The organism is Aeromonas crassostreae, assembly GCF_054052445.1.
This window is the reverse complement of the sequence record NZ_JBSTYM010000002.1, coordinates 223061-249147: the sequence shown is the minus strand read 5'-3', so window position 1 is coordinate 249147 and position 26087 is coordinate 223061. Positions and strand designations below refer to the sequence as shown.

25 protein-coding genes and 1 tRNA gene are annotated in these 26087 nt (G+C 62.2%); 10 read left to right on the top strand and 16 right to left on the bottom strand.

Annotated features, from left to right (window positions below):
- Window position 1 precedes the first annotated feature (1 nt).
- The 3 genes from ACW5W4_RS02825 to ACW5W4_RS02815 are packed head-to-tail and all read left to right on the top strand — an operon-like array spanning window position 2 to window position 1293.
- Window positions 2-553: a YggT family protein gene (locus tag ACW5W4_RS02825; RefSeq protein WP_427260855.1), complete on the top strand. Its 552-nt coding sequence runs from the start codon at window positions 2-4 to the stop codon at window positions 551-553.
- Window positions 553-855 (top strand): DUF167 family protein YggU, encoded by a 303-nt coding sequence (gene yggU, locus ACW5W4_RS02820; protein ID WP_456688322.1) that lies wholly within the window; start codon window positions 553-555, stop codon window positions 853-855. Before ACW5W4_RS02825 ends, yggU begins: the two co-directional genes overlap by 1 nt.
- 21 nt (window positions 856-876) lie before the next feature.
- On the top strand, window positions 877-1293 hold the full coding sequence (locus ACW5W4_RS02815; RefSeq protein ID WP_456688321.1) for a DUF4426 domain-containing protein: 417 nt from the start codon (window positions 877-879) through the stop codon (window positions 1291-1293).
- Between the two features lie 65 nt (window positions 1294-1358).
- On the opposite strand, the gene ACW5W4_RS02810 is transcribed toward ACW5W4_RS02815, so the two are convergent.
- Window positions 1359-1784, bottom strand: a complete 426-nt coding sequence (locus ACW5W4_RS02810; RefSeq protein ID WP_042002116.1) for a hypothetical protein — start codon at window positions 1782-1784, stop codon at window positions 1359-1361.
- Window positions 1785-1886: 102 nt separating this feature from the next.
- Complete coding sequence (hupA, locus tag ACW5W4_RS02805) at window positions 1887-2159, bottom strand: nucleoid-associated protein HU-alpha (protein ID WP_005305063.1); 273 nt, start codon at window positions 2157-2159, stop codon at window positions 1887-1889.
- Window positions 2160-2497: 338 nt separating this feature from the next.
- On the opposite strand from hupA, the gene rsd reads away from it, so the two are divergent.
- Both rsd and ACW5W4_RS02795 read left to right on the top strand, forming a co-directional pair.
- On the top strand, window positions 2498-2983 hold the full coding sequence (rsd, locus tag ACW5W4_RS02800) for a sigma D regulator (RefSeq protein ID WP_111873193.1): 486 nt from the start codon (window positions 2498-2500) through the stop codon (window positions 2981-2983).
- 82 nt (window positions 2984-3065) lie between these two features.
- On the top strand, window positions 3066-3446 hold the full coding sequence (locus ACW5W4_RS02795; protein WP_456688355.1) for a PilZ domain-containing protein: 381 nt from the start codon (window positions 3066-3068) through the stop codon (window positions 3444-3446).
- Between the two features lie 71 nt (window positions 3447-3517).
- On the opposite strand, the gene radA is transcribed toward ACW5W4_RS02795, so the two are convergent.
- Entirely contained in the window at window positions 3518-4882 is a 1365-nt protein-coding gene (gene radA, locus ACW5W4_RS02790) for a DNA repair protein RadA (RefSeq protein ID WP_456688320.1), read from the bottom strand.
- Between the two features lie 100 nt (window positions 4883-4982).
- On the opposite strand from radA, the gene ACW5W4_RS02785 reads away from it, so the two are divergent.
- Window positions 4983-7370: a PilZ domain-containing protein gene (locus ACW5W4_RS02785; protein WP_456688319.1), complete on the top strand. Its 2388-nt coding sequence runs from the start codon at window positions 4983-4985 to the stop codon at window positions 7368-7370.
- 68 nt (window positions 7371-7438) lie between these two features.
- Here the strand turns inward: ACW5W4_RS02785 and ACW5W4_RS02780 are convergent, their stop codons facing one another.
- Together ACW5W4_RS02780 and serB are read right to left on the bottom strand one after the other, a co-directional pair.
- The gene (locus ACW5W4_RS02780) at window positions 7439-8344 is read right to left on the bottom strand and encodes an alpha/beta fold hydrolase (RefSeq protein WP_456688318.1); all 906 of its coding nucleotides are present in this window, start codon (window positions 8342-8344) and stop codon (window positions 7439-7441) included.
- A gap of 24 nt (window positions 8345-8368) precedes the next feature.
- Window positions 8369-9376 (bottom strand): phosphoserine phosphatase SerB, encoded by a 1008-nt coding sequence (gene serB / locus ACW5W4_RS02775; RefSeq protein ID WP_456688354.1) that lies wholly within the window; start codon window positions 9374-9376, stop codon window positions 8369-8371.
- A 118-nt stretch (window positions 9377-9494) separates the two neighbouring features.
- Here serB and ACW5W4_RS02770 point away from each other — a divergent pair, with 118 nt between their 5' ends.
- From ACW5W4_RS02770 to ACW5W4_RS02760, 3 genes are all read left to right on the top strand, one after another.
- Window positions 9495-10133 carry an AhpA/YtjB family protein gene (locus ACW5W4_RS02770; RefSeq protein WP_456688317.1) on the top strand — a complete coding sequence of 213 codons (639 nt, stop codon included), beginning with the start codon at window positions 9495-9497 and terminating at the stop codon, window positions 10131-10133.
- Between the two features lie 403 nt (window positions 10134-10536).
- Entirely contained in the window at window positions 10537-12213 is a 1677-nt protein-coding gene (locus ACW5W4_RS02765; protein WP_456688316.1) for a DUF3300 domain-containing protein, read from the top strand.
- The gene (locus tag ACW5W4_RS02760; RefSeq protein ID WP_456688315.1) at window positions 12213-13154 is read left to right on the top strand and encodes a DUF2950 domain-containing protein; all 942 of its coding nucleotides are present in this window, start codon (window positions 12213-12215) and stop codon (window positions 13152-13154) included. The genes ACW5W4_RS02765 and ACW5W4_RS02760 overlap by 1 nt, the downstream gene beginning before the upstream one ends.
- A 288-nt stretch (window positions 13155-13442) precedes the next feature.
- Here the strand turns inward: ACW5W4_RS02760 and deoD are convergent, their stop codons facing one another.
- The 9 genes from deoD to ACW5W4_RS02715 all read right to left on the bottom strand — a co-directional run bounded on the left by deoD (window position 13443) and on the right by ACW5W4_RS02715 (window position 22934).
- Complete coding sequence (gene deoD, locus ACW5W4_RS02755) at window positions 13443-14159, bottom strand: purine-nucleoside phosphorylase (protein ID WP_106885030.1); 717 nt, start codon at window positions 14157-14159, stop codon at window positions 13443-13445.
- 77 nt (window positions 14160-14236) lie between these two features.
- Window positions 14237-15445, bottom strand: coding sequence for a phosphopentomutase (locus tag ACW5W4_RS02750; protein ID WP_456688314.1), 1209 nt, complete (start codon window positions 15443-15445; stop codon window positions 14237-14239).
- A 14-nt stretch (window positions 15446-15459) separates the two neighbouring features.
- Window positions 15460-16791, bottom strand: a complete 1332-nt coding sequence (gene deoA / locus ACW5W4_RS02745) for a thymidine phosphorylase (RefSeq protein WP_456688313.1) — start codon at window positions 16789-16791, stop codon at window positions 15460-15462.
- Between the two features lie 104 nt (window positions 16792-16895).
- Window positions 16896-17669: a deoxyribose-phosphate aldolase gene (gene deoC, locus ACW5W4_RS02740; RefSeq protein WP_456688312.1), complete on the bottom strand. Its 774-nt coding sequence runs from the start codon at window positions 17667-17669 to the stop codon at window positions 16896-16898.
- 388 nt (window positions 17670-18057) lie between these two features.
- Complete coding sequence (locus ACW5W4_RS02735) at window positions 18058-18228, bottom strand: XapX domain-containing protein (RefSeq protein WP_042002084.1); 171 nt, start codon at window positions 18226-18228, stop codon at window positions 18058-18060.
- A 121-nt stretch (window positions 18229-18349) separates the two neighbouring features.
- Window positions 18350-19624 carry a NupC/NupG family nucleoside CNT transporter gene (locus ACW5W4_RS02730; protein WP_427260869.1) on the bottom strand — a complete coding sequence of 425 codons (1275 nt, stop codon included), beginning with the start codon at window positions 19622-19624 and terminating at the stop codon, window positions 18350-18352.
- Between the two features lie 225 nt (window positions 19625-19849).
- Window positions 19850-20623 carry a TatD family hydrolase gene (locus ACW5W4_RS02725; RefSeq protein WP_456688311.1) on the bottom strand — a complete coding sequence of 258 codons (774 nt, stop codon included), beginning with the start codon at window positions 20621-20623 and terminating at the stop codon, window positions 19850-19852.
- Between the two features lie 737 nt (window positions 20624-21360).
- The gene (rlmD, locus tag ACW5W4_RS02720) at window positions 21361-22713 is read right to left on the bottom strand and encodes a 23S rRNA (uracil(1939)-C(5))-methyltransferase RlmD (RefSeq protein ID WP_456688310.1); all 1353 of its coding nucleotides are present in this window, start codon (window positions 22711-22713) and stop codon (window positions 21361-21363) included.
- Window positions 22714-22849: 136 nt separating this feature from the next.
- Window positions 22850-22934 (bottom strand) — tRNA-Leu (locus ACW5W4_RS02715).
- Window positions 22935-23076: 142 nt separating this feature from the next.
- Between ACW5W4_RS02715 and ACW5W4_RS02710 the strand changes: the two genes are divergently transcribed.
- Complete coding sequence (locus ACW5W4_RS02710; protein WP_456688309.1) at window positions 23077-23601, top strand: RDD family protein; 525 nt, start codon at window positions 23077-23079, stop codon at window positions 23599-23601.
- A gap of 54 nt (window positions 23602-23655) precedes the next feature.
- On the opposite strand, the gene lptG is transcribed toward ACW5W4_RS02710, so the two are convergent.
- A complete protein-coding gene (lptG, locus tag ACW5W4_RS02705; protein ID WP_042002062.1) occupies window positions 23656-24726 on the bottom strand; it encodes an LPS export ABC transporter permease LptG in 1071 nt (356 codons plus the stop codon).
- Window positions 24727-24850: 124 nt separating this feature from the next.
- Window positions 24851-25975, bottom strand: a complete 1125-nt coding sequence (lptF, locus tag ACW5W4_RS02700) for an LPS export ABC transporter permease LptF (protein WP_456688308.1) — start codon at window positions 25973-25975, stop codon at window positions 24851-24853.
- Window positions 25976-26087: the final 112 nt, after the last annotated feature.

Sequence of the window (26087 nt, the reverse complement as noted above, 5' to 3'; positions counted from 1 at the left end):
GATGAACACTGCTTACTTTTTGATTAATACCGTCTTCGATCTCTATCTCATGGTGGTGCTGCTGCGCGTCTGGTTGCAGTGGGCCCGCGCCGATTTCTACAACCCCATGAGTCAGATGGTGGTCAAGCTGACCAATCCGCTGGTGGTGCCCCTGCGCCGGATCATTCCGGGTCTGGGGGGACTGGATCTCGCCTCCGTGGTGCTGGCACTGCTGATCGCCTTCGCCAAGCTGGCCCTGCTCAAGACCATGAACGTCATGGTCGCCGACTGGCTGACCCTGAGCCTGTTCGCCCTGCTGACCGTGCTGAAGAAGGCCGGCTCCATGATCTTCTGGATCCTGCTGATCCGCGCCATCCTGAGCTGGGTGAGCCAGGGCCGCAACCCCATCGAATACGTGATGCACCAGCTTACCGAACCCTTCCTCGCCCCCATCCGCCGCATACTGCCGGCACTGGGCGGCCTGGATCTGTCCGTGCTGGTCGCCTTTATCGGCCTGCAGGCCATAAACTATCTATTGGGTGATCTGTTTGGCCAGCTGTGGTGGATGATCTGATGGCGGCCGTCGCCTGGCAGAGTGATGTCCTGGTGCTGCACCTGGTCATCCAGCCCAAGGCGAGCCGGGATCAGATTGTCGGCCTGCATGGTGAGGAGCTGAAGGTCGCCATCACGGCGCCGCCGGTGGATGGGCAGGCCAATGCCCACCTCATCAAGTTTCTGGCCAAACAGTTCAGGGTCGCCAAGGGGCAGGTTCGCCTGCTGCGCGGCGAGCTCGGTCGCCACAAGACGGTGGCGATCGAGACGCCCAGACAGGTCCCGGCTGAAATAGCCGTCCTGCTTGCCACGACCCCAAGCTAATTCGATGAGAAGGATGACGCGATGAAAACAGCATGGGTTTTCCTGCTGGCCCTGTTGATGACGCTGCCGCTGCGGGCGGAGCAGTCTCAGACTCTGGGCCCCTGGCAGGTGCACTATAACGCCTTCAACTCCAGCTTCCTGACCCCTGAGGTCGCCAAGGCCTACGGGCTGGAGCGCAGCCGCTACAATGGCATCCTCAACATTGCGGTGCAGGACAAGAGCGGCAAGGCACTGGCGGTGGCCATGACGGGGCAGGCGAAGAACCTGACCGGCACCCTGCGCCCCCTCAACTTCCAGCAAGTCAAGGAGGGGGAGTCCATCTACTATCTGGCGGTGCTGCCCTATCGCAACGAGGATACCTATCAGTTCACCATCAACATCATGGCGGATGGCCGGCAGGAGACCCTCAAGTTTCAGCAGACCTTCTACGTGGATTGACCCTCGGGACTCCCATCAAAAAAGGGGCATCATCTGATGCCCCTTTTTCTATCATGGCGGCGCCATCATGGTTCGGGATCGACAAACTGCAGCTCGGGGGCATGGGAGGTGAGCACATCGGCGCAATAATCCCAGGTCGAGATGCGGTAGTGCTGGATGTCGTCATCCAGATGCAGGCCATCGGATTCCTGATGAAACCAGCTGGCGAAGCGGGATGGGGTGATGAGCTGGATCTGCTCCTCGATGGCATGGCTGTCCTTCCCCTCCGCCAGATCGCAATCCTCCATCACCCGCACCGCCAGGATATGGCGAAAGTGCACGCGACACAGGATCTGGGGGGGCAAGTCTATGCTGCGGGCACGCCCGAGCACCACGGTCAGGGCATCGCTCCATACGTCCTGGTGCAGCTCGGCCACCACCAGACCAGGGGGAAGTTGACGGGACGGAGCCCAGGGGACGGCAACCTGCCGAATGGCGTTTTTCTGTTCCATCGTCTACCTCCACTACAGCAAGCTGTATAACTTGAGTGTATCCGAAACGAAAAGCGGTGACAGAGGGAAGAAAAAACCCGGCGGGCGCCGGGTTTTGGAAGATTACTTGACGGCGTCTTTGAGTGCCTTGCCGGCCACAAAGGAGGGCACGTTCGCGGCGGCAATCTGGATCTCTTTACCGGTTTGCGGGTTGCGACCGGTACGGCCAGCGCGATGGTTCACCTTGAAGGTGCCAAACCCTACCAACTGGACTGCATCACCTTCTTTCAGGCTCTGGGTGATACCATTGATGATCTCTTCCAGGGCCACTTTCGCCTGAGCCTTGCTCAGATCCGCTTTGGCGGCAATCGCATCGACAAGTTGAGCTTTGTTCATAACATTTCCTTTATGATCGGGCATTTAGCACTTGGTCACTCTATGCAAAAAAAAAGACTCAGGCAAAGGCTTTATCCCGAGGCTCGATTCAAATGCTGGGCTTTTCATCAAGAAGTGCGAAAAAAGTCACAGATCCAGCCAGGATGCGGCTTATTCTGACCGCAACCGTGCGAAAACGCCCCCGTCATGGAAGGGGCTTGTCACACTCCCCCTGGATGAGGTAACAATAACCTTACAATATGAGGCTGAGCCAACATCCCATTGCCTGATGGCCCTTGCTGTCGTCACTCAGGACGCCGGAGCCAAAATGCTCCCAGTCTATGCCCCACGGAGGGACTATGTTAACTGAACTGGAAAAGACCAAGCGCGCACTGACAGGAAAGCACAAGGCGATCGATGACTGGCTCGAGGCGAGGCAGGCCCTGCTGGTCGAATACATCCGCCTCGCCGGGCTCAGCCCCTCCCGCAGCAAGCAGCAGCGTTGCCTTCCCGGTTGTCCCGAACTGCAGCAATTTTGCGAACAGCTGGTCGACTATGTCAGTGCCGGGCACTTCGAGATCTATCACCATGTGGTGAATGCCTTCGAACAGGCCAGTGGCGACAGCCTGGAGCTGGCCAAGCGCATCTACCCCCATATCCGCAGCTGCACCGAATTTGCCCTCGAGTTCAATGACAAATACAGCGATGCCAGCGAAGAACAGCTGTTGAGCCTGGATGAGGATCTCAACAAGCTGGGGCCTGTCCTGGAGGACAGATTCAAATACGAGGACAGGTTGATCAGCGCCCTGCATGTGGTCGAAACCCTGAGCGGTCAACCCGGTTGAGTGCAATCTTGGCACCAGCGCAACTTTCCGGGTTGGCGTCTGGGTTACACTCAGGGTCAGGATCTCCAAGCAGGACATGATGATGACAGAGCGCCGCCACTTCTCACGCATACTCTATGCCACCCCGGCCAGCCTGAGTCAGGGCTCGCAGACCTGGACGACCCAGCTGGTCGATGTCTCCCTGCAGGGCGCCCTGCTGGTGCGCCCCAGCGACTGGCACTCGGGGCCGGAGCGGGACTATCGCCTGAGTTTCCGCCTGGCCGGCAGCGACATAGTGCTGACCATGGAGGTCGAGCTGAGCCATGAAGAGGGCAACCGCCTCGGTTTTTACTGCCATCACATGGACATCGACAGCGCCACTCACCTCAAGCGCATGATCGAACTCAATGTGGGGGACGAGGCCCTGCTGCACCGGGAACTGGAGCAGCTGCTGGCCGAGCACCTGGACCATCCTCACCCCTGACGGGCACGCCGGTTGCCGTCAGCAGATGCACAGAGGGCGCCGCGGCGCCCTCTGTCGTCTCTCCTACGCCCTCAGAGCGCCTCCAGGGCATCGGCCAGCTTCTTGACCGGCACCACCTCCATCCCCTCGATGGCATGCTTGGGGGCATTGGCATGGGGCACGATGGCGCGGCGAAAACCGTGCTTGACCGCCTCCTGCAACCGCTCCTGGCCGGAGGGCACGGGGCGTATCTCGCCGGAGAGTCCCACCTCGCCGAACACCACCAAATCCTTGGGCAGCGCCTGATCGCGAAAGCTCGATACCATGGCCAGCAGCAGGGCCAGATCCGCACTGGTCTCCTCGACCTTGACACCGCCCACCACGTTGATGAAGACATCCTGATCCGCCATCTGCAGGCCGCCATGACGATGCAGCACCGCCAGCAGCATGGCGAGGCGGTTGTGATCCATGCCCACCGCCACCCGGCGCGGGTTGGAGAGCTGGGAGTAGTCCACCAGCGCCTGCAGCTCCACCAGCAGCGGACGGGTGCCTTCCCAGATCACCATGACGATGGAGCCCGGCGCCTGCTCCTCGCCCCGGCTGAGGAAGATGGCCGAGGGGTTGCTCACCTCCTTCATCCCCTGCCCCGTCATGGCAAACACCCCCAGCTCGTTGACGGCGCCGAAGCGGTTCTTGTGGGAGCGCAGGGTACGAAAGCGCGAGTCATGGCCGCCATCGAGCATGATGGAGCAGTCGATGCAGTGTTCGAGCACCTTGGGGCCCGCCAGGGTGCCGTCCTTGGTGACATGACCCACCATGAAGATGGCCACATGATTCTGCTTGGCATAACGGGTGAGCAGGGCGGCCGCCTCGCGCACCTGGGAAACGGAGCCGGGCGCGGACTGCACGTCCGCCACATGCATCACCTGGATGGAGTCGATGACCATCAGCTGGGGCTGCTCCTGCTGGGCGATGAGGCAGATCTGCTCGACGCTGGTCTCGGACAACATCCGCAGCTTGTCGGTGGGCAGGCCGAGGCGGTTGGCCCGCATCGCCACCTGCTGCAATGACTCCTCCCCGGTCACATAGAGGGTCTTCATCCGCTCGGCCAGGCCGCACATGGTCTGCAGCAGCAGGGTCGACTTTCCCGCCCCCGGGCTGCCCCCGATGAGGACGGCCGAACCCGGCACCACGCCGCCGCCGAGTACCCTGTCCAGCTCCTTGAAGCCGGAGGAGAAGCGGGGGATCTCTGTGGTCGCGATCTCGGCCAGGGTCTGCACCTGGCTGCCAACCGCGCCGGCATAGCCGCCATAGCGCGCCCCCTTGCCCGGCGTGGCGCTGCCAAGGCGCACCTCAGTGATGGTGTTCCACTCCTTGCAGTCGCCGCACTGGCCCTGCCAGCGGCTGAAGGCGGCACCACACTCGGAGCAGACGTAAGCTGTTTTATTTTTGGCCATGGATAACTCGGGGACAGAATGAATGCCTGCTTGATATACTCGGTTCAGCCCGACAGATCAAACCCAGACTCGGAAAATTGACTTTCCGTAGCAGGAACTCATGGACCCAGCCCAGCCACACCCACTCATCGATCAACTCATCCCCCTGCAGCGAGAGGCCGACTTCGACGAGCTCTTCCTGCGCCTGACCGCCGAACAGAGCAGCAACACCCGTTTCCTGCTGAAGATGGAGCTGAACCGGCGCGGCGCCGACTGTCGGCGCGTCATCGACATGCGCAACGAGTGGCCCCAGGCCTGCCGGGTGTTCGAGTTTGCCGGCATCACCCACTTCATGCCCGATGAGGCCATCGCCCAGTTCCAGTCCCACTGCTACCTCTATCGGGATCGCTACACCCTGGGGGTCTATGAGGCGATGCAGGCCTGGCTGCGCCTGGCCTGCAGCCGAGCCCTCTCCCCCCACCAGCCCCCGCCGGGCCAGCTGCGCCAGCTCGACGTCAACCTCATCACCTTCGCCAGCTATGTCGGCCGCAGCCAGGACAGGATGCACTTCAGCTCCCCCCTCGAGCTGCAGCTCGGCAGCGGCGAGCGCATCAGCGCCAAGAGCTCGGATCTCTCCACCGGCGGCATCCGCATCTCGGTGCCCTACCTGCCCCGCTTCGAGGCGGGCGAGCAGGTGCTGGTCCACTTCCATGGCCTGGACAAGGAGGCTCCCCACCCCAGCCTCGGCCAGGGGATAGGCTACCGCATCCTGGGTCAGGAGACCCGCGATGACAGGCACTGGCTGCGCCTGGTGCGCGAGGGGGAAAACGCCCCGTTTGACAAGTATCTCGCCCACTTCATCGAGCAGAACAAGGGGCGCTATCGGGTCAGCGTGGATCACCTGCTGTCGGCGGCCATCATCAAGGGTTACGAGCAGTTCTTCCTGCCGCGCATGAGCGGCCTGCCGCTGTTCTTCGGCAAGGGAGAGGCGGGGGAGGCGCCGCGCCTCGAGGTGGTGCTCAAGAGCGAGAACAACCTGCACCTGCTCGAATACTGGCGCGATGAGAAGAACCAGCCGACCCTGGCCGGACTCTTCCCGCCGGCGCGCCTGCGCAAACTGCTGCCAGACAGTGACGCCTGCCGCGAGACCCTGATCTACAGCTTCACCCACGCGGTGCGCAGCCACCTCTACTTCTTCTCGGCCAGTGCCGAGGAGCTGGCCGAGAGCGGATTGCGCTCCCTCTTCTTTCAGGTCGGCGCCAAGCGGCCCAGCTTTCGGGTCTACAAGTTCTCCCTCGAAACCTGCGCCCTGGCCGAGGCCGACATCAGCAGCCTGCCGACCCGGGAGCAGCCCCTGAGCCAGGACGCCCTGCTGCGCGCCAGGCTGGACGGGCTCGGCTATGTCGGCCTGTTGCAGGAGATACCGAGCGAGGCGGTGCGCGAGGAATACCTGACGCAGCCCCAGGACCAGCACGACGCCAATGCCCTGCAACGCTTCGGCCACGAGGCGGGCCCGGCGCCCTTCGAGGTGGAGACGCTGCACTATGTCCAGCTCAGGCGCGAGGCCCGCTACCTGCACAAGACGGCGATCGCCCTGCGCCTGGGAGAGCAGGCCTGGGTGGGCTGGACCCGCGACATCTCGGCCCACGGCATGCAGATCGAGCTGGAGACCCCCTTCCCCGGCAACAAGGGGGATCTGGTCACCGTCGCCCTGCCCAGGCTGCAGCCCCTCACCAAGCACCTGGATCTGCAGACCCTGCCCTACCGCCTGGTCAACCTCAACCAGAGCCGCACCGTGCTGCACCTGTGCATCGAAGGGGAACCGGAGCGGCACACGGGGCGCCACTTCTTCAGCCAGCTGATCGAGAGCAACCGCAGCAAGCTCAAGACGGCCGAGGGGCTGCGCCGTTACCGTGGTCTGGCCCGGGCCCTGCGCAACATATACAGCCATCATGTGTTCAGCACCCCGGTCTACATCAACAAGGGCAAGAACAGCATCAGACCCGCCACCCTGGCGCAAGCGCCCCACCCCCGCTCCCTCGCCCGCCTGTTGCAGGCCTGCGCCGACGCCCCCCGGCAGGCCAATCTTTACCCCCTGCTGCAGGGGGATCTGCTGCGCCAGCTGCTGCTGGACCCCCTGCGCACCCTGGCCCGGGAGGACTTGCCCAGGGAGGCCGAGATCTATGTCAGCTGGCAGCGGCTGGCCAACGGCGCCCCCCAGTTTCACAGCGTGGCGGCGGCCAGCCTGACGGACGTGGCGGCCAAGCGGGCCTTCATCGAGCAGGCCAGGGCCAAGGGGGAGTTCTATTCGGTGCAGCTCGGCCTGTCACGCACAGGGCGGCCCGATACCAACTTCATCGCCAGCGAACTGGATTACATCGCCAAGTTCGCGATCCACAAGGCCAAGCGGCTGGAGGATGAGCTGTGGAGCGTGGTCGGCGTCGGCGAGCTGACCGACACCACCCAGGCCACCTTGCTGCGCCTCGGCCTGGGTCCGGCCAAGGGATAGGATCGGAGCAGACGGACAAGGAAGAGGGGCGGACTGATGTCCGCCCCTCTGCTTTGGGTTGCCCTGGGTCAGGGGGCGCTCGGCTGCTGCAGCCAGGACAGGATGGCGGGGAAGTGATCCTCGGCGGCCTGGGGCGCCGTCAACATGTTGATGTGGCCATAGTCGAGCCGGTTGCCGTTGTCCCGCCCAAGCCGGGTGTGGCGGGCGAGCGGCCCCATCTCGGCGCCGAAGCGGCGCACGTCAGCCGGGTGGCCCAGCACCTTGTCCGCCTTGGCCGAGATCATCCACAAGGGGGGCCAGTTGACCCGGCTCGCCGCCTCGTCATAGGCAAAGCCGTCATGGGGATCCTGCCAGGGGCCGCATTTCACCCAGGGGATCGTCTCCTCCAGGTAGCGCAGCGGCTCGTCATCGGCCCCCAGTTTCAGGCGCCGCGCCGCCAGAAAACCCCGCCGACGGGCCAGCCAGGGGGCGAGCCGGTTCCAGATCAGATCCACCTTGAACCAGCGCTCCGGGCCGTGGACCGAGATGCCGCGCTTGCTGCCAAAAAACAGCAGGCTCACCACCCCGGCGGCGAGGGCGGGAAAGCGCACCAGGGTCGACGCCATCAGCACCCCGCCCCAGGAGTGCGCCATCCAGTGCACCTTGTGACCCGGGTGGCGGGCCGCTATCCAGGCCTGCAGGGTCGGCAGATCCTCGGTGATCAGCTCATGCTGGCCATGGTCGGCCCGCTCTGCGATGGCCGGCGTGCTCAGGCCCCGGCCCCGCAGATCCGCCACATAGACCCGGTAGCCATGGCGCGCCAGGAAGCAGGCCAGCCCCTTGCCCGAGCCGGTATAGAAGATGCGGCCATTTTCGATGGCGCCGTGCACCATCAGGATGGGTTCGGCCTGACTGGGTTGTGCCAGGCCTATCTGGCGCAGGTGCAGCCTGTGCTCCCCGCAGGGGATGAAGTGAGAGCTTTGCAGCAGTTCCATTGTGGCGCCCTCCATGGCGTATCGTCAGCGGTGCCAGCGCCTCTGGGCGCAGGCGCGGGCCCCCAGCAGGCAGATGACCCCTTCCAGATCGTGATGGGTCAGACTGGCGCTCGCCTGGGCCCGCACCAGGGGCTTGGCATGAATGGCGATGCCAAGGCCTGCGGCCGCCATCATCTTGAGATCGTTGGCGCCATCCCCCACCGCCACGGTCTGGGCCTGCGCCAGTCCCCGCTCGGCGGCGAGCCGGGTCAGCACCCGGGCCTTGGCATCGGCATCCACTATCTCCCCCGCCACCTTACCGGTCAGCTTGCCATCCGCCACAGCCAGTTCGTTGGCGAAGATGGCATCCAGCCCCAGGGCCTGTTGCAGCTCGCCGGCGAAACGGGTGAAACCGCCGGAGGCGATGGCCAGGGTCCAGCCCGACTGCTTGAGGGTGTCGACCATCAGCTGCAAACCCGGCATCCAGGGCATGTCGGCGGCCACCTCATCGAGGATGGTGACGGGGGCCCCGGCCAGCAGGGCAACCCGGGCCCGCAGGCTGTCGGCGAACTCCAGTTGCCCCTGCATGGCGGCGGCGGTGACGGCGGACACCTGCTCCCCCACCCCGGCCAGGCGTGCTATCTCGTCGATGCACTCCATCTGGATGGCGGTCGAGTCCATGTCCATCACCAGCAACCCGGGCTCGGCCAGGCTCGGCAAGTGCGCCAGGTGGCAGATATCGACGGCCCAGCTCTCCTGCTTGATGGCGGCGGCCAGGGCACTGGAGAAGCTGTCTGTCCCTATCAGCAGCAAGGGCACGCCGGCGATGCGGGTCACGGGATAGAGGCAGGCTTGCACCCCCTCCAGTGCCAGCAGGGGCGCCAGCTGCCTGAGCTGGCTAGCGGCCAAGTCATGGCCGAACAGCACCAGCCAACCCGCCGTCAGGGGGTGGGTCGTGCCCTGCAGGGCATCGAGATGCAGTTCCCAGAGCGGGGAAGAAGCAAGCTGGGCGGGCCAGTCGGTGGGGGCTTGGGCTAACTGGGACAACAACATGAGCAAAAAACCTTCCTTGGATGTCGGGGGGATGAAAATGCGGGCCCAGAGTAGCGTATTGCTTTTTAGACAGGCAAGCGCCAAGATCCCGCCTGCACCCGCAATCAGGAGAGCCCCCTTGCGTCATCTGCCCGTCAAACGCCTGCTGAGTCTGGGCGCCGGTATCGCCCTCGGCTGCTGGGTGCTGGCTCTGTTGATCCACATGCAGAGCGCCAGCCAGGCGGCCCTGCACGATCAGGCGCGAGCCCGGGCCCAGGCCCTGGTCAGCTATGCCAGCCGGGACATGCGCCGCTGGCTGAAGGAGGACAACGAGAGCGAGCTGGCGCGGCTGGCCCAGGAGCTGGCCCTCTCCCCCGAGATCCTGGACGTCACCCTCTATGACGCCAGGGGCGTTCCCCTGGCCCAATCTGACAACGCACTGCCGCTGGACAGCCTGCTTCCCATCGGCCAGGACAATGCCAGCCCCCCCGCACCGGGCAAGGGGCGACTCCCCTATGTCGAGGAGATCCTCGATGGCGACAAGACCCTGGGCTATCTGAGGATCACCCTGGAGGAGCAGCTGATGCTGGCCAAGCAGGATACCCAGCTCAAGGTGAACCAGGAGAAACAGCGGCTGATGCTGCTGGTGATGCTGCTGGCGGGATTGCTCATCTCCTACGGCGTGCGCCGCAACTACATGCGAGTACGCAAGCACAAGAAGCGCCCGGCGCCTCCCCAGACGCCATGCGAAAACGCCCCGCCGCCCGGCATCGAATAAGGCGCTGTTCGACGACGGACGATCCGCGATCACCTCGCGCCGCCGTTGCTTGACCCGCCTATCCAGCCATTTGCGCCACCTCGGCATCCAGTTGTGCTGCGCGCAGATCTTCCCCCTCGCCAACTGTGTTGATTGAATCTTGATCCCTCCGAAGGCCTATCCCATGGCCCTCCACTGCTCAGGTCTGCCCATCTGATTTTGGTCACGTTGGGGTGCGCAAACGCAGCTTGCGACAGAGGCAAACGAATTTTTCACGCCTATCCAGCCGGTGTTGGGTGTGATCTCGATTAGTGGTTTATGTTTTCGGTATGAAACGCCCGCATTGACTGCAATGAGATACGACGTTTGTGGAAATCATCAGGCAATAGGTGCATCAGCCACTCCAGCAGAAGGAAGCAAGATCATGAAGCAACCCCTATTTCGCCGTAGCGCGCTGGCGGCCGTGATCGCCCTCAGCACGGTATTGGTTGCCTGCAAAGAGGATCCGCCTGCCGTCACGCAAAATGTTCCGCCCAACGTGGCTTCGGCCGCCGGCACAACCAGCGCTGCGGTCGCACCGCAAGTGCAGCCCGTTAACGCACCGGCATCGACATATACCCCAGAGGCTCTCGAGACCCTGCTTGCACCCGTAGCACTCTACCCTGATGCGGTGTTGGCTCAGGTGCTGGCCAGCGCCACCAACCCGCAAGAGGTGCTCGATGCCGGCAACTGGCTGGTCGCCCACCCCAATCTCAAAGGGAAAGAGCTGACCGCCGCCATTGCGCCACTGGGCTTTACGCCGCCCACCATGTCGCTGATGCACTTCCCAACCGTCATGGACATGATGTGCCTGAAGATGGAGTGGACGACTGAGCTCGGCAGCGCCTTCCTGGCCGATGAACCGGGCGTATTGGCAGCCGTTCAGCGCCTGCGTCAACAGGCGATGGCGGTGGGCAACCTGAAAGACTCAGAGCAGATGAAAGTGGCCAAGGATGAACAGAACAATCAGCAGATTGTCACCATTGCGCCTGCCAACCCTGACGTCATTTACGTCCCGCAATACGACCCAACCGCCGCCTATAGCCCGCCGGCTGCCGGGCCAGCCCCGGCAGCGGTGACCACAGAAACCACGACAACGACCGCACCTGCGACAACGACCACGACAGTGGTAGAACATGATGACGACGAGGATGAGTACGACCGCGGTGATATGGTCTTGACGGGCTTGCTCGCCTTTGGCGCGGGCATGTTGGTCAACGAGGTCTTCAACGACGACGATGATGAGGGCGATTATTATTACCCGCGGTGGGGATCCGATTATCCCGGCGGTTACGCTCCCTATCGTTATAACCCCAACTATGGCAATGGTTTTCGTCCCGCCAGCGGCTACAACCGTCCGGCCAACTATCAGCGGGGCTCCAACAACAATATTTATATCAATGCCAAGGGGAACGATTACTTCAACAAGTTTGAGCGCGGCCCCAATAACTACCTGCGCCAGGCCGACAGTCCCATCACGGCGGCGCGCCCCCAGCGTGCTGAGCTGGCAACCCTGGAGCCACGCTCGCTGAATAACGCGGCAGGAGGGACCCAACGAGATGCCCTACCGAAAGGGAGTTATGCGGGGGCCAATCGCCAGCCTAAAGGCGAATACGCCGGCGCAGCACCACGCGCCGTCAACGAGGTGAATCGGGAGGCACGCGCAACCGCCCCGCAGGGGAGCTATGCGGGAGCCAACCGCCAACCCAAAAGCGACAATGCCAACCTGACGCGCGACGCGCGACAGGCGAACAAGGAGGCGAATGTGGCCCAACGCACGCCGCGCCAGGACAACTACGCAGGAGACAGGATCAATCGCCAGCAAATCACGCCACAGACCGCTGGAGCCCGTGATCGTGGCTATGTCCAACCACGCACCACTCACAGCAAGAGCGCAACACAGACAGCGACGCGCAGAGCCCCCGTTGCCTCTAAGAGCGCCTTCCAAGGGGTACAGAATTCGGGCAGAACCGAGCGCGCCGCCAGCCAACGTGGCCGCGAAAGCGTGGCGAGCAGCTCGCGAGCCGGGCGCACCACTCAACCCAGACGGAGTACGCGATAATGAAGCGTTTGTTGAAATGGAGTTGGGCTCCCTCATGGGGGTTGGCCCTGCTGGCCCTGACCGTTGCCAGCGACGCAAGCGCCATGGCACAGCGCACCTTCGCCACCCCGGATGACGCGGTACAGGCCCTGATCACGGCCCTGGAGCGGAACGACGTCGCCGCACTGACCCAGCTACTCGGCGAAAACAGTGAGGAGGCCATCACCTCGGGGGATGAGGTGGCCGATGCCAATGATCGCACCGCCTTCGTCGCTAGCTTCAAGAGCAAGCACCAACTGGTGGCCGAAGGGAAGGACAAAATGATCCTGGTCGTGGGGGAGTCGGATTGGCCACTGCCCATCCCCCTCGTGGCCGCAGAGGGCAAGTGGTCTCTCGATGGCGCCGCAGGTGCCAAAGAGATCGTCTATCGCCGCATCGGTCGAAATGAGTTGGGGGCGATTGCGGTGTGCCGTGGCTTTATCGACGCACAGCTGGAGTACGCCGCCGTGGGGCATGATGGCCAGACTGCGGGACTCTTTGCGGCCAAACTACGCAGTGATGCAGGACAACAAAATGGGCTCTATTGGCCTGTGGGCGAGGGTGAACCAGCAAGCCCGGCCGGAGAGGAGGTCGTCAGTGCCGCGGCAGAGGGCTACAAGGCCGTGGTCGGTCAACGCACCCCCTATCATGGCTACTACTACCGCATCTTGTATGCCCAAGGAGCCGCGGCCAATGGGGGGAGTAAAGAGTACTTTGTCGACGGGCAATTAAGAGACGGTGTCGCCCTGATCGCCTGGCCGGCCGATTATGCCAACAGTGGGGTGATGACCTTCATGGTGAATCACGAGGGACGGGTTTATCAAAAGGATCTGGGGGCAGACACGGCAACGGTCGTTGAGGCGATCCAGCTGTTCGATCCCGACAAGAGCTGGTCGCTGGTGGTTAGCCAAGAGGGTGATTAGGGCTCTTTATCTACCATAGGATCTTGGCGAATAGCAGGGGCCCAGAGCGGCGTGATTGAGATCACAGGAGGGGATGCGGGGCCAGCTGCCCCTCGCGGGCTCACGCTATGTTCGGCATCAGAATGAAGATCAGCTGAGTCAGGATATGCATTGGTTTCATGGTGTTGCTCTCGTGGTGCTCAACCAGAAAGGATAGACGGCACACCAGGCCCTCCGGGCTGACTCCCCAAATGAAGCATAAAAAAACGGCGACCCGAGGGTCGCCGTTTTGCATGATGTGAATGGGGATTACTTGTCGCCCAGCAGGACAGAGTCCAGTGCGATTTCGATCATGTCGTTGAAGGTCAGCTGACGCTCTTCGGAAGTGGTCTGCTCGCCGGTACGGATGTGATCGGAGACGGTGCAGATGGTCAGAGCACGGGCACCGTACTCGGCGGCCACGCCGTAGATGCCGGCGGCTTCCATCTCGACACCCAGGATGCCGTATTTTTCCATGACGTCGAACATGGAGGGATCCGGGGTGTAGAACAGGTCGGCGGAGAAGATGTTGCCCACGCGCACCGGAGTGCCCTTGTTCTTGGCGGCTTGCACGGCATTGGCAACCAGATCGAAGTCGGCGATGGCGGCGAAGTCGTGATCCTTGAAGCGCAGACGGTTGACCTTGGAGTCGGTGCAGGCACCCATGCCGATCACCACGTCACGCAGTTTGACGTCTTCACGCACGGCGCCGCAGGAGCCCACACGGATCAGGGTCTTCACGCCGTAGTCGGTGATCAGCTCTTTGGCATAGATGGAGCAGGACGGGATGCCCATGCCGTGGCCCATGACGGAGATGCGACGGCCCTTGTAGGTGCCGGTGAAGCCGAGCATGCTGCGCACGTCACACACCTGCTCGACGTTCTCCAGGAAGGTCTCGGCGATGTACTTGGCACGCAGGGGGTCGCCCGGCATCAGTACGGTATCAGCAAAGGCGCCATCTTTTGCATTGATATGAGGAGTTGCCATTCTCTTGATTCCTTCACACTAGGTTGAGTTTTATTGTTTTATAAAATTGCCCGCCGCCGAAGTGGCGGGCGGGTCAGTTACAGGAAACTGGTACCGTATTGCAGCTTGGGCAGACCGTGGTAGGCGGCGATGCTCTGGCCGATGTCGGCGAAGGTCTCGCGACGGCCGACGGAGCCCGCCTTGACCGGCTTGCCGTAGAAGAGCACGGGGATGTATTCGCGGGTGTGGTCGGTGCCGCTCCAGGTCGGGTCACAGCCGTGGTCGGCGGTCAGCACCACCACATCGCCGTCTTGCAGTATCTCGAACAGCTCCGGCAGGCGGGAGTCGAAATACTCCAGCGCATCGGCGTAGCCCTTGACGTCACGGCGGTGACCGTAGGAGGAGTCGAAGTCCACGAAGTTGGTGAAGACGATGGTGTTGTCACCGGCCGCCTTCACCTCTTCCAGGGTTCTGTCCCACAGCTCGCTCAGACCCGTGCCCTTCACCTGCTTGGTGATGCCCTGCTGGGCATAGATGTCGGCGATCTTGCCGATGGAGACCACCTGGCCCCCCGCATCCTTCATGTAATCCAGCACGGTCGGCGCCGGCGGCAGCACCGAGTAGTCGTGACGGTTGCCGGTGCGCTTGAAGTCGCCCTTGCCAGTGCCCACGAACGGACGCGCGATGACGCGGCCTATGTTGTAGGGCTCCAGCAGCTCGCGCACTATGTGGCACAGCTCATAGAGCTTCTCGAGGCCGTAGGTCTCTTCGTGGCAGGCGATCTGGAACACGGAGTCGGCGGAGGTGTAGAGAATAGGCTTGCCGGTGCGCATGTGCTCCTCACCCAAGTCATCAAGCACCTGGGTACCGGAGGCGTGGCAGTTGCCCAGATACCCGGGCAGACCCGCCTTCTCGACGATGGCGTCCAGCAGCGCCTGGGGGAAGCTGTTGTGGTGATCGTGGAAGTAGCCCCACTCGAACAAGACGGGCACACCGGCGATCTCCCAGTGACCGGACGGGGTGTCCTTGCCGGAGGAGAGCTCCTGGGCGAAGCCGTAGGCACCGACCACTTCGATATCTTTCTGCAAGCCTGCCGGGAAGTAGCCGGAAGCCTGCTCCCCTGCGTGGCCCAGACCCAACTTGTTGAGGTTGGGCAGGTTGAGGGCACCACGGCCTTCGATTTCACCGGCGGCGCAGGCCTTGGCGATATGGCCAAGGGTGTTGGCGCCCACATCTCCGAACTTGTCGGCATCGGCGGCAGCGCCAATACCGAAGGAGTCCATCATCAGAATAAAGGTACGTTTCATGGGTCTTCCCCCTGTTACAAATCGGCCAGACCGATGCGACGGTAAACCTCGGGCAGCGCCTGGGGTCGGGTGTCACCGATCTTGACGGCTGCCTGCACCATGCGGGCGGCCTCGGCAAATTGAGCTTCTGTCTGAGCGTGGATCAGTGCGAGCGGCTTGTCAGCCTCGACGCTCTGCCCCAGGCGGATAAAGTCGGTCAGACCGACCGCATAATCGAGTTTGTCCCCGGCGGCGCGGCGACCACCGCCCATGGCGACCACGGCCAGGCCCAGTTCGCGGGTATCCATGGCGGTCACGAAACCGTTCTGCGTCGCATACACGGGGCGCACTATGCCAGCCTTGGGCAAATAGCTGTCGTAACGCTCCATGAAGTCCGCCGGACCACCGAGGCCGGCCACCATGCGACCGAAGATCTCGGCCGCCTTGCCGTTGTCCAGCACCGCTTGCAGCTTGGTACGGGCGTCATGCTCATCGCTGGCGAGGCCCGCGGAGATCAGCATCTCGGCGCACAGGGCCAGGGTCACTTCGTGGATGCGCGGGTTGCGATACTCACCGGTCAGGTAGCGTACCGCCTCGCGCACTTCCACTGCGTTGCCGGCGCTGGAGGCCAGCACCTGGTTCATGTCGGTCAGCAGCGCCGAGGTGCGGCAGCCGGCGCCGTTGGCCACGGCCACTATGCTCTTGGCCAGCTCCTCGGATGCTTCAAAGGTCGGCATGAAGGCGCCGGAGCCCACTTTCACATCCATCACCAGGGCTTCCAGACCGGAGGCGAGCTTCTTGGAGAGGATGGAGCCGGTGATCATGGCGATGGATTCGACGGTGGCCGTGATGTCCCGCACCGCATAGATACGCTTGTCCGCCGGGGCGAGATCGCCGGTCTGGCCTATGATGGCCACGCCCGCCTCTTTCACCACTTTCAGGAAGCGGTCGTTGTCGACCGAGGTCTGGTAGCCGGGGATGGCGTCCAGCTTGTCCAGGGTGCCGCCGGTGTGGCCCAGGCCACGGCCGGAGATCATGGGCACGAAGCCGCCGCAAGCGGCGACCATGGGGCCCAGCATCAGGGAGACCACGTCACCCACGCCGCCGGTGGAGTGCTTGTCGACGATGGGGCCACCCAGGTTCAGGTGATCCCAGGTCAGCACCATGCCGGAGTCGCGCATGGCGCAGGTCAGAGCGACCCGCTCATCCATGGTCATGTCTTTGAAGTAGACCGCCATGGCCAGGGCCGCTATCTGCCCCTCGCCTATGCTGTTGTTGGTGATGCCCTGGACGAAGAATTGGATCTCCTGGGTACTGAGCGCTTCACCGTTGCGCTTCTTGCGAATGATTTCTTGAGGCAAAAACATCTTTCATTCCCTCCGCCAATGCTGGCGTTACTCAAGGCTGAATCCTTGCCGCGGCCCTTGCGACCGGGCATCAAGGGGCGAGCCTGACTCGCCCCCTCATCAACTCAGTAACCGCTGGTATTGGCAGGCTTGTCGCCGTAGCCCAGAGTCGCCAGCAGGCTGGCCAGCAGGCTGGAGGCGCCGAAGCGGAAGGTGCGCGGAGATACCCACTCCTTGCCGAGGATCTCTTCGGCCATGGCCAGGTACTGACCGGCCACGGCGGCGTCTTTCACGCCACCAGCAGGCTTGAAGCCCACCTTCGGGTTCTTGGCCTTGATCACTTCCATCATGATGCGGGCAGCGATCGGGGTCGCATTGACCGGCACCTTGCCGGTGGAGGTCTTGATGAAGTCGGCACCGGCGTCGATGGCGATCTCGGAGGCACGACGGATCAGCGCTTCCTCTTTCAGCTCACCGGTCTCGATAATCACCTTCAGCAGCGCCTTGTCACCACAGGCTTCCTTACAAGCTTTGACCAGCTCGAAGCCGACCTGTTCATTGCCGGCCATGAAGGCGCGGTACGGGAACACCACGTCCACTTCATCGGCACCGTAGGCCACGGCGGCGCGGGTCTCGGCCACGGCGATCTCGATGTCGTCGTTGCCATGGGGGAAGTTGGTCACGGTGGCGATGCGCACGTCGGCGGCGCCGATCTCACGCAGGGTCTTGCGCGCGATGGGGATGAAACGGGGGTAGATGCAGACGGCGGCGGTGAGGCCGGCCGGGGACTTGGCCTTGTGGCACAGGTCGATCACCTTCTGATCGGTGTCGTCATCGTTCAGGGTGGTCAGGTCCATCAGGTTCAGGGCGCGTTGGGCGGCCAGTTTCAGATCGGTCATGATATTCTCCAAAGTCTTTGATTAAGCCCGACAAGGGGACATGTCAGCTGCGACAACGCCATTTGCTGACAGGTTCAACCTCAGCTTGAGGGCATGGAAATACAGTGCGACTGCACGGGCAATAGACTGTAAATAAGGCAAGAGCCCTGTCACTTTCTTACAAAAGTGCGGACTTGGTTCCATGAAGACTTGAGAAAGGCCGACAACCGCAGACCCGACTTCCCAATCAATTCCATTTGACCGCCAACACCCACTTCATGTGGGCATTAGTCAATGCCAGCACCCTGCTGGCATCGCCTATTTCAGCCGAGATACCCCATGTTTGCAAGCCGGATTTGCCAATTCCAGGGGTATCTCACACCGGGCAAATCCGCCTGTTCATCCCGCCCTAAGAGAAGAAACGGGTCACTAACCAGGAGTAGGCGATACCGCCAAGATAGACTCCTACGATCCCCATCACCCCGGACAATACCGGGGGGGCCGGGATCGGCAACTTGAGGAAGGAAAACAACAAGCCGACGATGAAGCCGGCCGCCATGGCCAGTAGCACTTCGTTCATAACACCTCCGTGTGACTCACGCTTTCTCATCAGTCTAGGGAGGAAAACGGTTGTCAGCCCCCCAAATGCGAACGCCACAGCATCTGCTGTGGCGTTCGGCTTAAGGCTTGTCTGACCGCGGTTACATGGCGGACAGGGCCAGGAAGAAGCCTGCAATGGTAGCAGACATCAGGTTGGACAGAGACCCGGCCAGTACGGCTTTCAGACCGAAGCGGGCGATGTCGCCGCGACGGTTCGGTGCCATGGAGCCCAGACCACCCAGCAGGATCGCAACGGAGGAGAGGTTGGCGAAGCCGCACAGGGCGAAGGAGATGATCGCCTTGGTGTGGTCGGACATGGCCACGCCGTTGATCAGCACCTCATCTTTCAGGTAGGGGGCGAAGTTCAGGTAAGCCACGAACTCGTTCACTACCAGCTTCTGGCCGATGAAGGAACCGGCGACGGTCGCCTCGCTCCAGGGTACACCGATCAGGAAGGCCAGCGGGGAGAACAACCAGCCCAGCAGCAGCTCCAGGGAGAGTTGCGGGTAGCCAAACCAGCCGCCCACACCGGAGAAGATGCCGTTGATCATGGCGATGAGGCCGATGAAGGCCAGCAGCATGGCGCCGACGTTCAGGGCCAGTTGCATACCGGAGGAAGCACCGGCAGCGGCGGCATCGATCACGTTGGCAGGCTTGTCGTCCAGGTCGCCATCGGCGCTGTTTTCGTCATAGTTCGGGCTCTGGGTTTCCGGCACCAGCAACTTGGCGAACAGCAGACCACCCGGGGCAGCCATGAAGGAGGCGGCGATCAGGTATTCCATCTTGACGCCCATGGCGGCATAACCGGCCAGCACGGAGCCGGCCACGGAGGCCAGACCACCACACATGACGGCAAACAGCTCGGAGTCGGTCATCTTGCCGATGAAGGGACGTACCACCAGCGGCGCTTCGGTCTGACCGACGAAGATGTTGGCCGTCGCGGAGAGGGATTCGGTGCGGGAGGTGCCCAGCACTTTCTGCAGTGCGCCGCCCAGCAGCTTGATGATCAGCTGCATGATGCCCAGGTAATAAAGCACAGCAATCAGAGAGGAGAAGAAGATGATGACCGGCAGAACACGGAAGGCAAATACGAAGCCACCGCCACCAAATACTTCAAACATCTTGTCGCTGACCAGGCCACCGAACAGGAAATTAATACCGTCCTGGCCATAGCTGATGACACTGGAGACGGCACTGGAGACGCCGACCAGAATATCGCGGCCTACCGGAACATACAGAACGAATGCCCCCAGACCGGCTTGAATAACAAACGCACCTGCCACGGTACGTATATTGATTGCCTTGCGGTTGCTGGAAAACAGCACCGCGATAAGGATGAGCGTTGCCATCCCTACCAGACCCATGATCAAACTCATTGTTATCTTCCTCGTAGTAGCACCTTCCAACTTGTTAATAAGTTGTGTCCCAAACTTATCAATCAAGGGTGCGCATTATACTAACTGGCTCGCGACAAAGTATAAGGGCGGTCACATTTCGTAAGCATCAAATCGGCTAACTGGCGTTAAATTAGACCGCAAACGATTTTTATCCGGTATTTTTTTCACCCCGAACTCACCCAGAGTTATCAAGGTGTTAAATATCTATTTGCCGAGATGGAAAATATCTTGAGTGGATTCATATAACACCGCAGCAACATGCGAGACAGGCAAACGTTTGATAGCGGCCAATTCATCCAGCACCCGCAGCAGGGACAGAGGGGTATTGCGCATGCCCTGATGGCCGCAAAGGGGCATGTCGGGAGAATCCGTCTCCAGCAAGAGAGACTCAAGCGGCATGGCGGCCACCGCCTCCCGGGTCTTGTTGGCCCGCTCATAGGTGATGGTGCCCCCAATCCCCAGCCTGAACCCCAGCTCCCAGAAGCGCTCGGCCTGGTGCAGGGAGCCGCTGAAAGCATGGATCACGCCGCCCCGACCGGGTCTGTGGCGACGCAGCAGCTTGAGCACAGTGTCGTTGGCCCGCACCGAGTGCACGATAAGCGGCAGATCCAGGGTCATGGCCAGCCTGATCTGCGCCTCGAACAGCGCCTGCTGACCCGCCTGAGGCAGGTGGGAACGCCCATCGAGACCGCATTCGCCGATGGCCACCAGCCCCGAAGGCCGCTGCTGCACCAGCGCCGCCAACCGGGCCATCACGTCCGGGGGTTGCTGCGCCACGAAACAGGGATGGACCCCAAGGGCGAAGCAGATATCGGGCTCCCCGGCCGAGAGCGCCATCACCCGCTGCCAGTTGTCGGCGCCGATGGCGGGCACCATGAAACCGGTGATGCCGCGCATGCGACATTCGGCCAGCAGGTGGGTGCGGTCGGCATCAAACGCGGGGGCGTCGAGGTGACAATGGCTGTCAAACAAGGGCATGGAACATGGGTCTCGCTATATAAAGAAGGAGTGTAGGCACCACCAAGGGGTGGGCAGCGACAGTTTTGAGTTTAGCCCCGCAGGCCCGGGGCATCATAGCGGCTCACCGGCGCCCCTGCCGCTCGGCCGTGCACCGTTCGGCGCCTTCCCCGCACGCCTTCGTCTCTTCGCCGCGATCGGCCCGGGCCTCGTCACGCCTGGGCGTGCAACAACGACCATACTCCGGGGCCAGCCCCCAACGCCGTGACCAGGCATCATACCGGGCCAGCCAGGCCAGCAACCTCTGCTTCATGGTCTGCTCCTTGCTCCACTGTGTCGGTCCATCAGCCTGCCTCATGCCTCTTCTCTGGCCAAGAATTGGCGTGCCAGCGGCATCATGGCTCGCTGAGCGGCAACAGCAGCCCCATCCGCTGATTGCTCGTCCCCAAACGCTGGCGCTGCCCCTCGACATCTGAGGGCACTTCCCCGCCTCGAACCGCATGAAGCGGGTCTTCCGATCCCGTTGTGGAAGAAGTGATCCAGGGCGGCGGCATCCTCCACCCCGGCCAAACGAATGCTCATCTCAGGCGCCCTGCCGACCATAAAAAACGACTCCATTTGGAGTCGTTTTTTATCAGAGCCATCTGGCTAATGCCATGCCCTCATGGCGAGGTAGCCCGCTCAGCCTTTCGCGGGCAGGCTTAGGCGCGCAACCGCCTCGACGTGCATGGCGCGAGGGGGAACATGCCCAGCGACGATCAGGCCTTCGCTGGCAGGCTTAGGCGGGCAACCGCTTCAACGTGCATGGAATGCGGGAACATGTCCACCGGCTGCACCTCGTCCAGCACGAAGCCCTGCTTGACCAGCCAGGCGAGATCCCGGGCCAGGGTCTGGGGGTTGCAGGAGACATAGACCAGCCGACGTGGCGCCATGGCCACCAGGGTCTGCAGCACCGCCTTGTCACAACCCTTGCGGGGCGGATCCATCACCACCACGTCGGCGGTCACGCCCTGGGCGTGCAGCTCGGGCATCAGTTGCTCGGCCTTGCCCACATGGAACTCGGTGTGCTCGATGCCGTTGAGGGCGGCATTGCGACGGGCATCGGAGATGGCGCTCTCCACCGACTCAATGCCCACCACCTTGGCAGCCTTGTCCGCCAGGAACAGGGAGATGGTGCCGATGCCGCAATAGATGTCGAACACCGTCTCGTTGCCGGTCAGCTCGCTGTATTCCAGCGCCTTGGAGTAGAGCACATCGGTCTGGCTCGGGTTGTTCTGGAAGAAGGAGAGGGGCGAGATCTCGAATTCGAGCTCGTGGATCTTGTCGCGGATCACCCCTTCCCCCAGCAGCACGCGGTTGCTCGTTCCCAGGATGCGGTTGGTGCGCTCGTCATTGATGTTCTGCACCAGCGTGGTGATGGGCAGATCGCTTAAGCACGCCAGCAGTTCGGTTTCAAACGGCAGCTCTTCACCCAGGGTCACCAGCACCACCATCAGCTCGCCGCTCTTGAAGCCCTTGCGGGTCATCAGGTTGCGCACGCAGCCGGTGTGGGCCACCTCGTCATAGGCTGCGATGTCGTGCGCGCGCATCCAGCCACGCACCCGGGCATTGAGCTCCACATGCAGGGAGTCCTGCACCGCGCAGTCGTCGGCGGTGATGAGATCATGGGAGTGCTTGCGGTAGAAGCCGATCTCGGCCCCCGCCTCGCTGCCACGCACGGCGTACTGCGCCTTGTTGCGGTAGGCGAACGGGCTGTCCATGCCGAGGATGGTGTTGACCTGGGTCTCACCCAGCCCGACCTGATCCAGCGCGCTCTGCACCAGGGATTGTTTCAGCTTGAGCTGGGCCGGATAGGCCAGCGGCCGCACCTGGCAGCCGCCACACTCTGTGTTGGGGCAGAAATCGGCGACCCTGTCGGCGGACGGCTGGGTCAGCTCGACCAGCTTGCCGTGCAGATAGTTCGGTTTGACCTCGGTCAACTCGACCAGCGCCTGCTCACCGGGCAGCAGACCCTCGACAAACAGCGGGCGATCGAACAGGCGACCCCTGCCATCCCCCTTGTCGGTCAGTTCCAGAATATCGATCTGATGTTGGTGTCCCACTAACGGCATGAGCGGCTCCGAAGGCATAGAAGAAAGGGTGGAAGCAGGGCTGACCCGGCGACCCCGAATAAAGGGTGGCAGAGTTTAGCGGAGATCCGGCCAAATTGCAGGCACAAAAAAACCAGCATGTGAGCTGGTTTGATGATGGTGCCCGGGGTCGGACTCGAACCGACACGTCTTGCAACGGCGGATTTTGAATCCGCTGCGTCTACCGATTTCGCCACCCGGGCAACTGCGAGGGATTATACGAATGGCGCCTGACCATGCAAGGTGTTTTTCACCGGCCTCTCGCTGTTTGCTCATTTATTCAACGTCTTGCCGTCGATTGCCCAGTTACTTAGAATGCCCTCAACTTCTTGATGGAAAACCCCCATGGCCAAGCGCAAGTCAGTCACGCCTCCTCCGGCGACGCCCCCCGTCCACACTCACCCCTCCGCAGGTCTGTTACGCCGCCTCGGCGCCCTGCTCTATGACTACCTGGTGGTCATCTCGCTGCTGGTGATCGCCGGCTTCATCGGCATGGGGGTGGCCCAGTTGCTGCTCGTCACCGGCCTGGCGACCGTGCCCGAGGGCAGAGATGCCAGCTGGCTGCTGACCAGCCCCCTCTACAGCGCCTGGCTGGCGCTGGTGATCATGGGATTCTATGTCTGGTTCTGGACCCGGGCCGGCCAGACCATCGGCATGCGTGCCTGGCGGCTGCGCATCCAGAATGTGGATGGCAGCAATATTCGCATCACCCAGGCCCTGATCCGGCTCGCCACGGCGGCCTTCGGCCTGGGTAATCTGATGTGCCTGCTGGGCGGCGAGCGACCCAAGGCGTTCCAGGATATCTGGGCAGAGTGCGAGGTCATCGTACTGAGCAAGGAAGAGAACCTGAACATGCTCAACAAGTCATGACCAAGAGCAGACAGCAAAAAGGGCACCCAGGTGCCCTTTTTGCTGTCTGGCCGGCTAGCGCCTGCGACTCAGTATGTAGAGGGACACACCACCGAACAGCAGGCTGGGCGCCACGGCCGCTATGATGGGGGGGACCGAATAGACCAGGCTGACCGGGCCGAACACCCGATCGCTCACATAGACCACGAAGCCGGTCATGATCCCCATCAGCATCCGTGCCCCCATGCTCACCGAGCGCAGCGGCCCGAAGATAAAGGAGGAGGCCAGCAGTATCATGGCCACCACGGAGAGCGGCGCCAGCAGCTTGCGCCACAGCTCCAGCTTGTAGCGCCCCGCATCCTGCTTGTTGGCATCCAGATAGCCGACATAGTCCCGCAGCCCGGAGATGGAGAGGTTCTCGGGATCGATACTGACCACACCCAGCTGCTTGGGGGTAAGATCCGATTGCCAGGTCATCTGGGGCAGATCTTCGCTCACGACCCGGGTCGGATCATCGAAGCGGGTGGCATGGACCGATTTCAGCACCCAGTGGTGCTGCTCGAACATCCCCTCCTGGGCCTGCACCACATCGATCAGTTTGCGCGCCGGGGTGAAACGGTAGAGGGTGATGCCGGTCAGGGCGCCGTCGTTGCGCACCCCGTTGATACTGACGAAGTTGTTGCCGTCCCGCGCCCATACCCCGGATGCCGAGATGGTCAGTCGCCCCTCGGACATGGCACCGGCCTTGATATCGTCTGCGGTGCGCTTGGCGATGGGGGCCACATACTCACCCACCAGGCTGAACACCAGCATCAGCGGAATGGCCGTCTTGAGCGCCGCCACCACTATGCTGAGCTTGGAGCGACCCGCCGCCTGCATCACCACCAGCTCGGAGCTGCTCGCCAGCTGGCCGAGGCCGATGAGGCCACCCAGCAGCGCCGCCAGCGGGAAGAAGAGCACCGCCTCCTTGGGCATGGAGAGCATGACGAAATAGAAGGCGCTCACCATGTCATAGTTGCCATCGCCAACCGACTTGAGCTGCTCCACATACTTGATGAGGGCGGAGAGGCCGACCAGGGTCACCTCGCACAACAGGATCGACATGAAGATGACCCGGCCTATGTATCTGTCGAGAATGCCAAACATCAGCAGAGGTTCCTATATTGCAGCATCATGCTTTTTCTCTTGAAATATCGCGCACGGCAGAGGTCCGACATAAAGGCGGCCCTATGAGCATGCCTGTCGAGAATGTCACGCATCGGCAGCATTCCTATTTGGCAGCATCGGCGGATCCCGTGTTGAAGAAGCGGCCCTTGGCCCCGTTCCACCAGGCGGTCCCCTGCAGGTTGAGCGGCACCCCGATCAACAGCAGATAGGCCATCGGCACCCAGAACATGCCGGGCCAGTGGGGCAGGCGGCCGCTGTCGATGGCAGAACGCGCCGCGGACAGCAACAGGAAATAGGAGAGATAGAGCAGGATGGCCGGCAGCAGCTTGGCGTAGCGACCCTGGCGCGGATTGACCCGGGCCAGCGGCACCACCAGGAAGGTGAGCACAGGGATGGAGAGCGGCAGGGAGATGCGCCACTGCAATTCGGCCATCAGCTGGTTATCCTGGGTACCAAACAACTCCATGGTCGGCTTGGCCGCCGACTTGCGATTGGAGTGCTCCGCCTCCTGCTGACGGATCACCAGGCTGTATTCCCGAAAATCGGAGATCTGGAATTTCTTGGTATTGAAGTCCCCCTCGTAGCGAGAGCCATCCTTCAGGGTCAGCCACTGCAGACCATTCTCATCCACCGTCACCTGTCCTTCGGTCGCGATCACCACGGAGGGCGGCGTCGTGCCCTGGGCCCGCTGCAGCACGAAGATCTTCTGCAGCACGGATCCCTTGTCATTGAGATCCTGGATATAGGCCACCAGCTTGCCGCCATCGAGATCCATGAAACGCCCCGCCTGCAGGAAGGAGATGCCGGGATCGGCCTTGAACTCGTCGATCACCTGATACTCGCGCTCCTTGGCGAGCGGCGCGACCCAGCCGGTGTTGAAGCCGGCGACCAGGGCGGTCAGCAGGGCCAGCACCATGGTGGTCAGCATGACTCGGCGCGGGCTCACCCCCACCGCATGCATCACAGTCATCTCACTTTCGGCATAGAGACGACCGTGAGCGAACAAGATGGCCAAAAACAGACTGATAGGCAGCATCAGCAGCGCCATATTGGGCAGGTTGAGCAGCATCAGGGTGGAGATCAGGCGCGTCGGCACCTCGCCATCGGCGGCATCGCCAATGATCTTGATGAATTGCTGGCTGACGAAGATAAGCAGGAGTACGAACAACACCGCCAGCTGGGTTTTCAGGGTTTCCCTGAACAAATATCGGAAAACGATCACAGTCATTCCCAAGTAAACTTGTGTTTTTAGTCGAATGCCTGAAAAATAGGGCCCTATATTGGATTTTTACCAGTTTGAACTGCGGAGCCTGTGGCTGTTCGCTCCGCCTCTGATACCC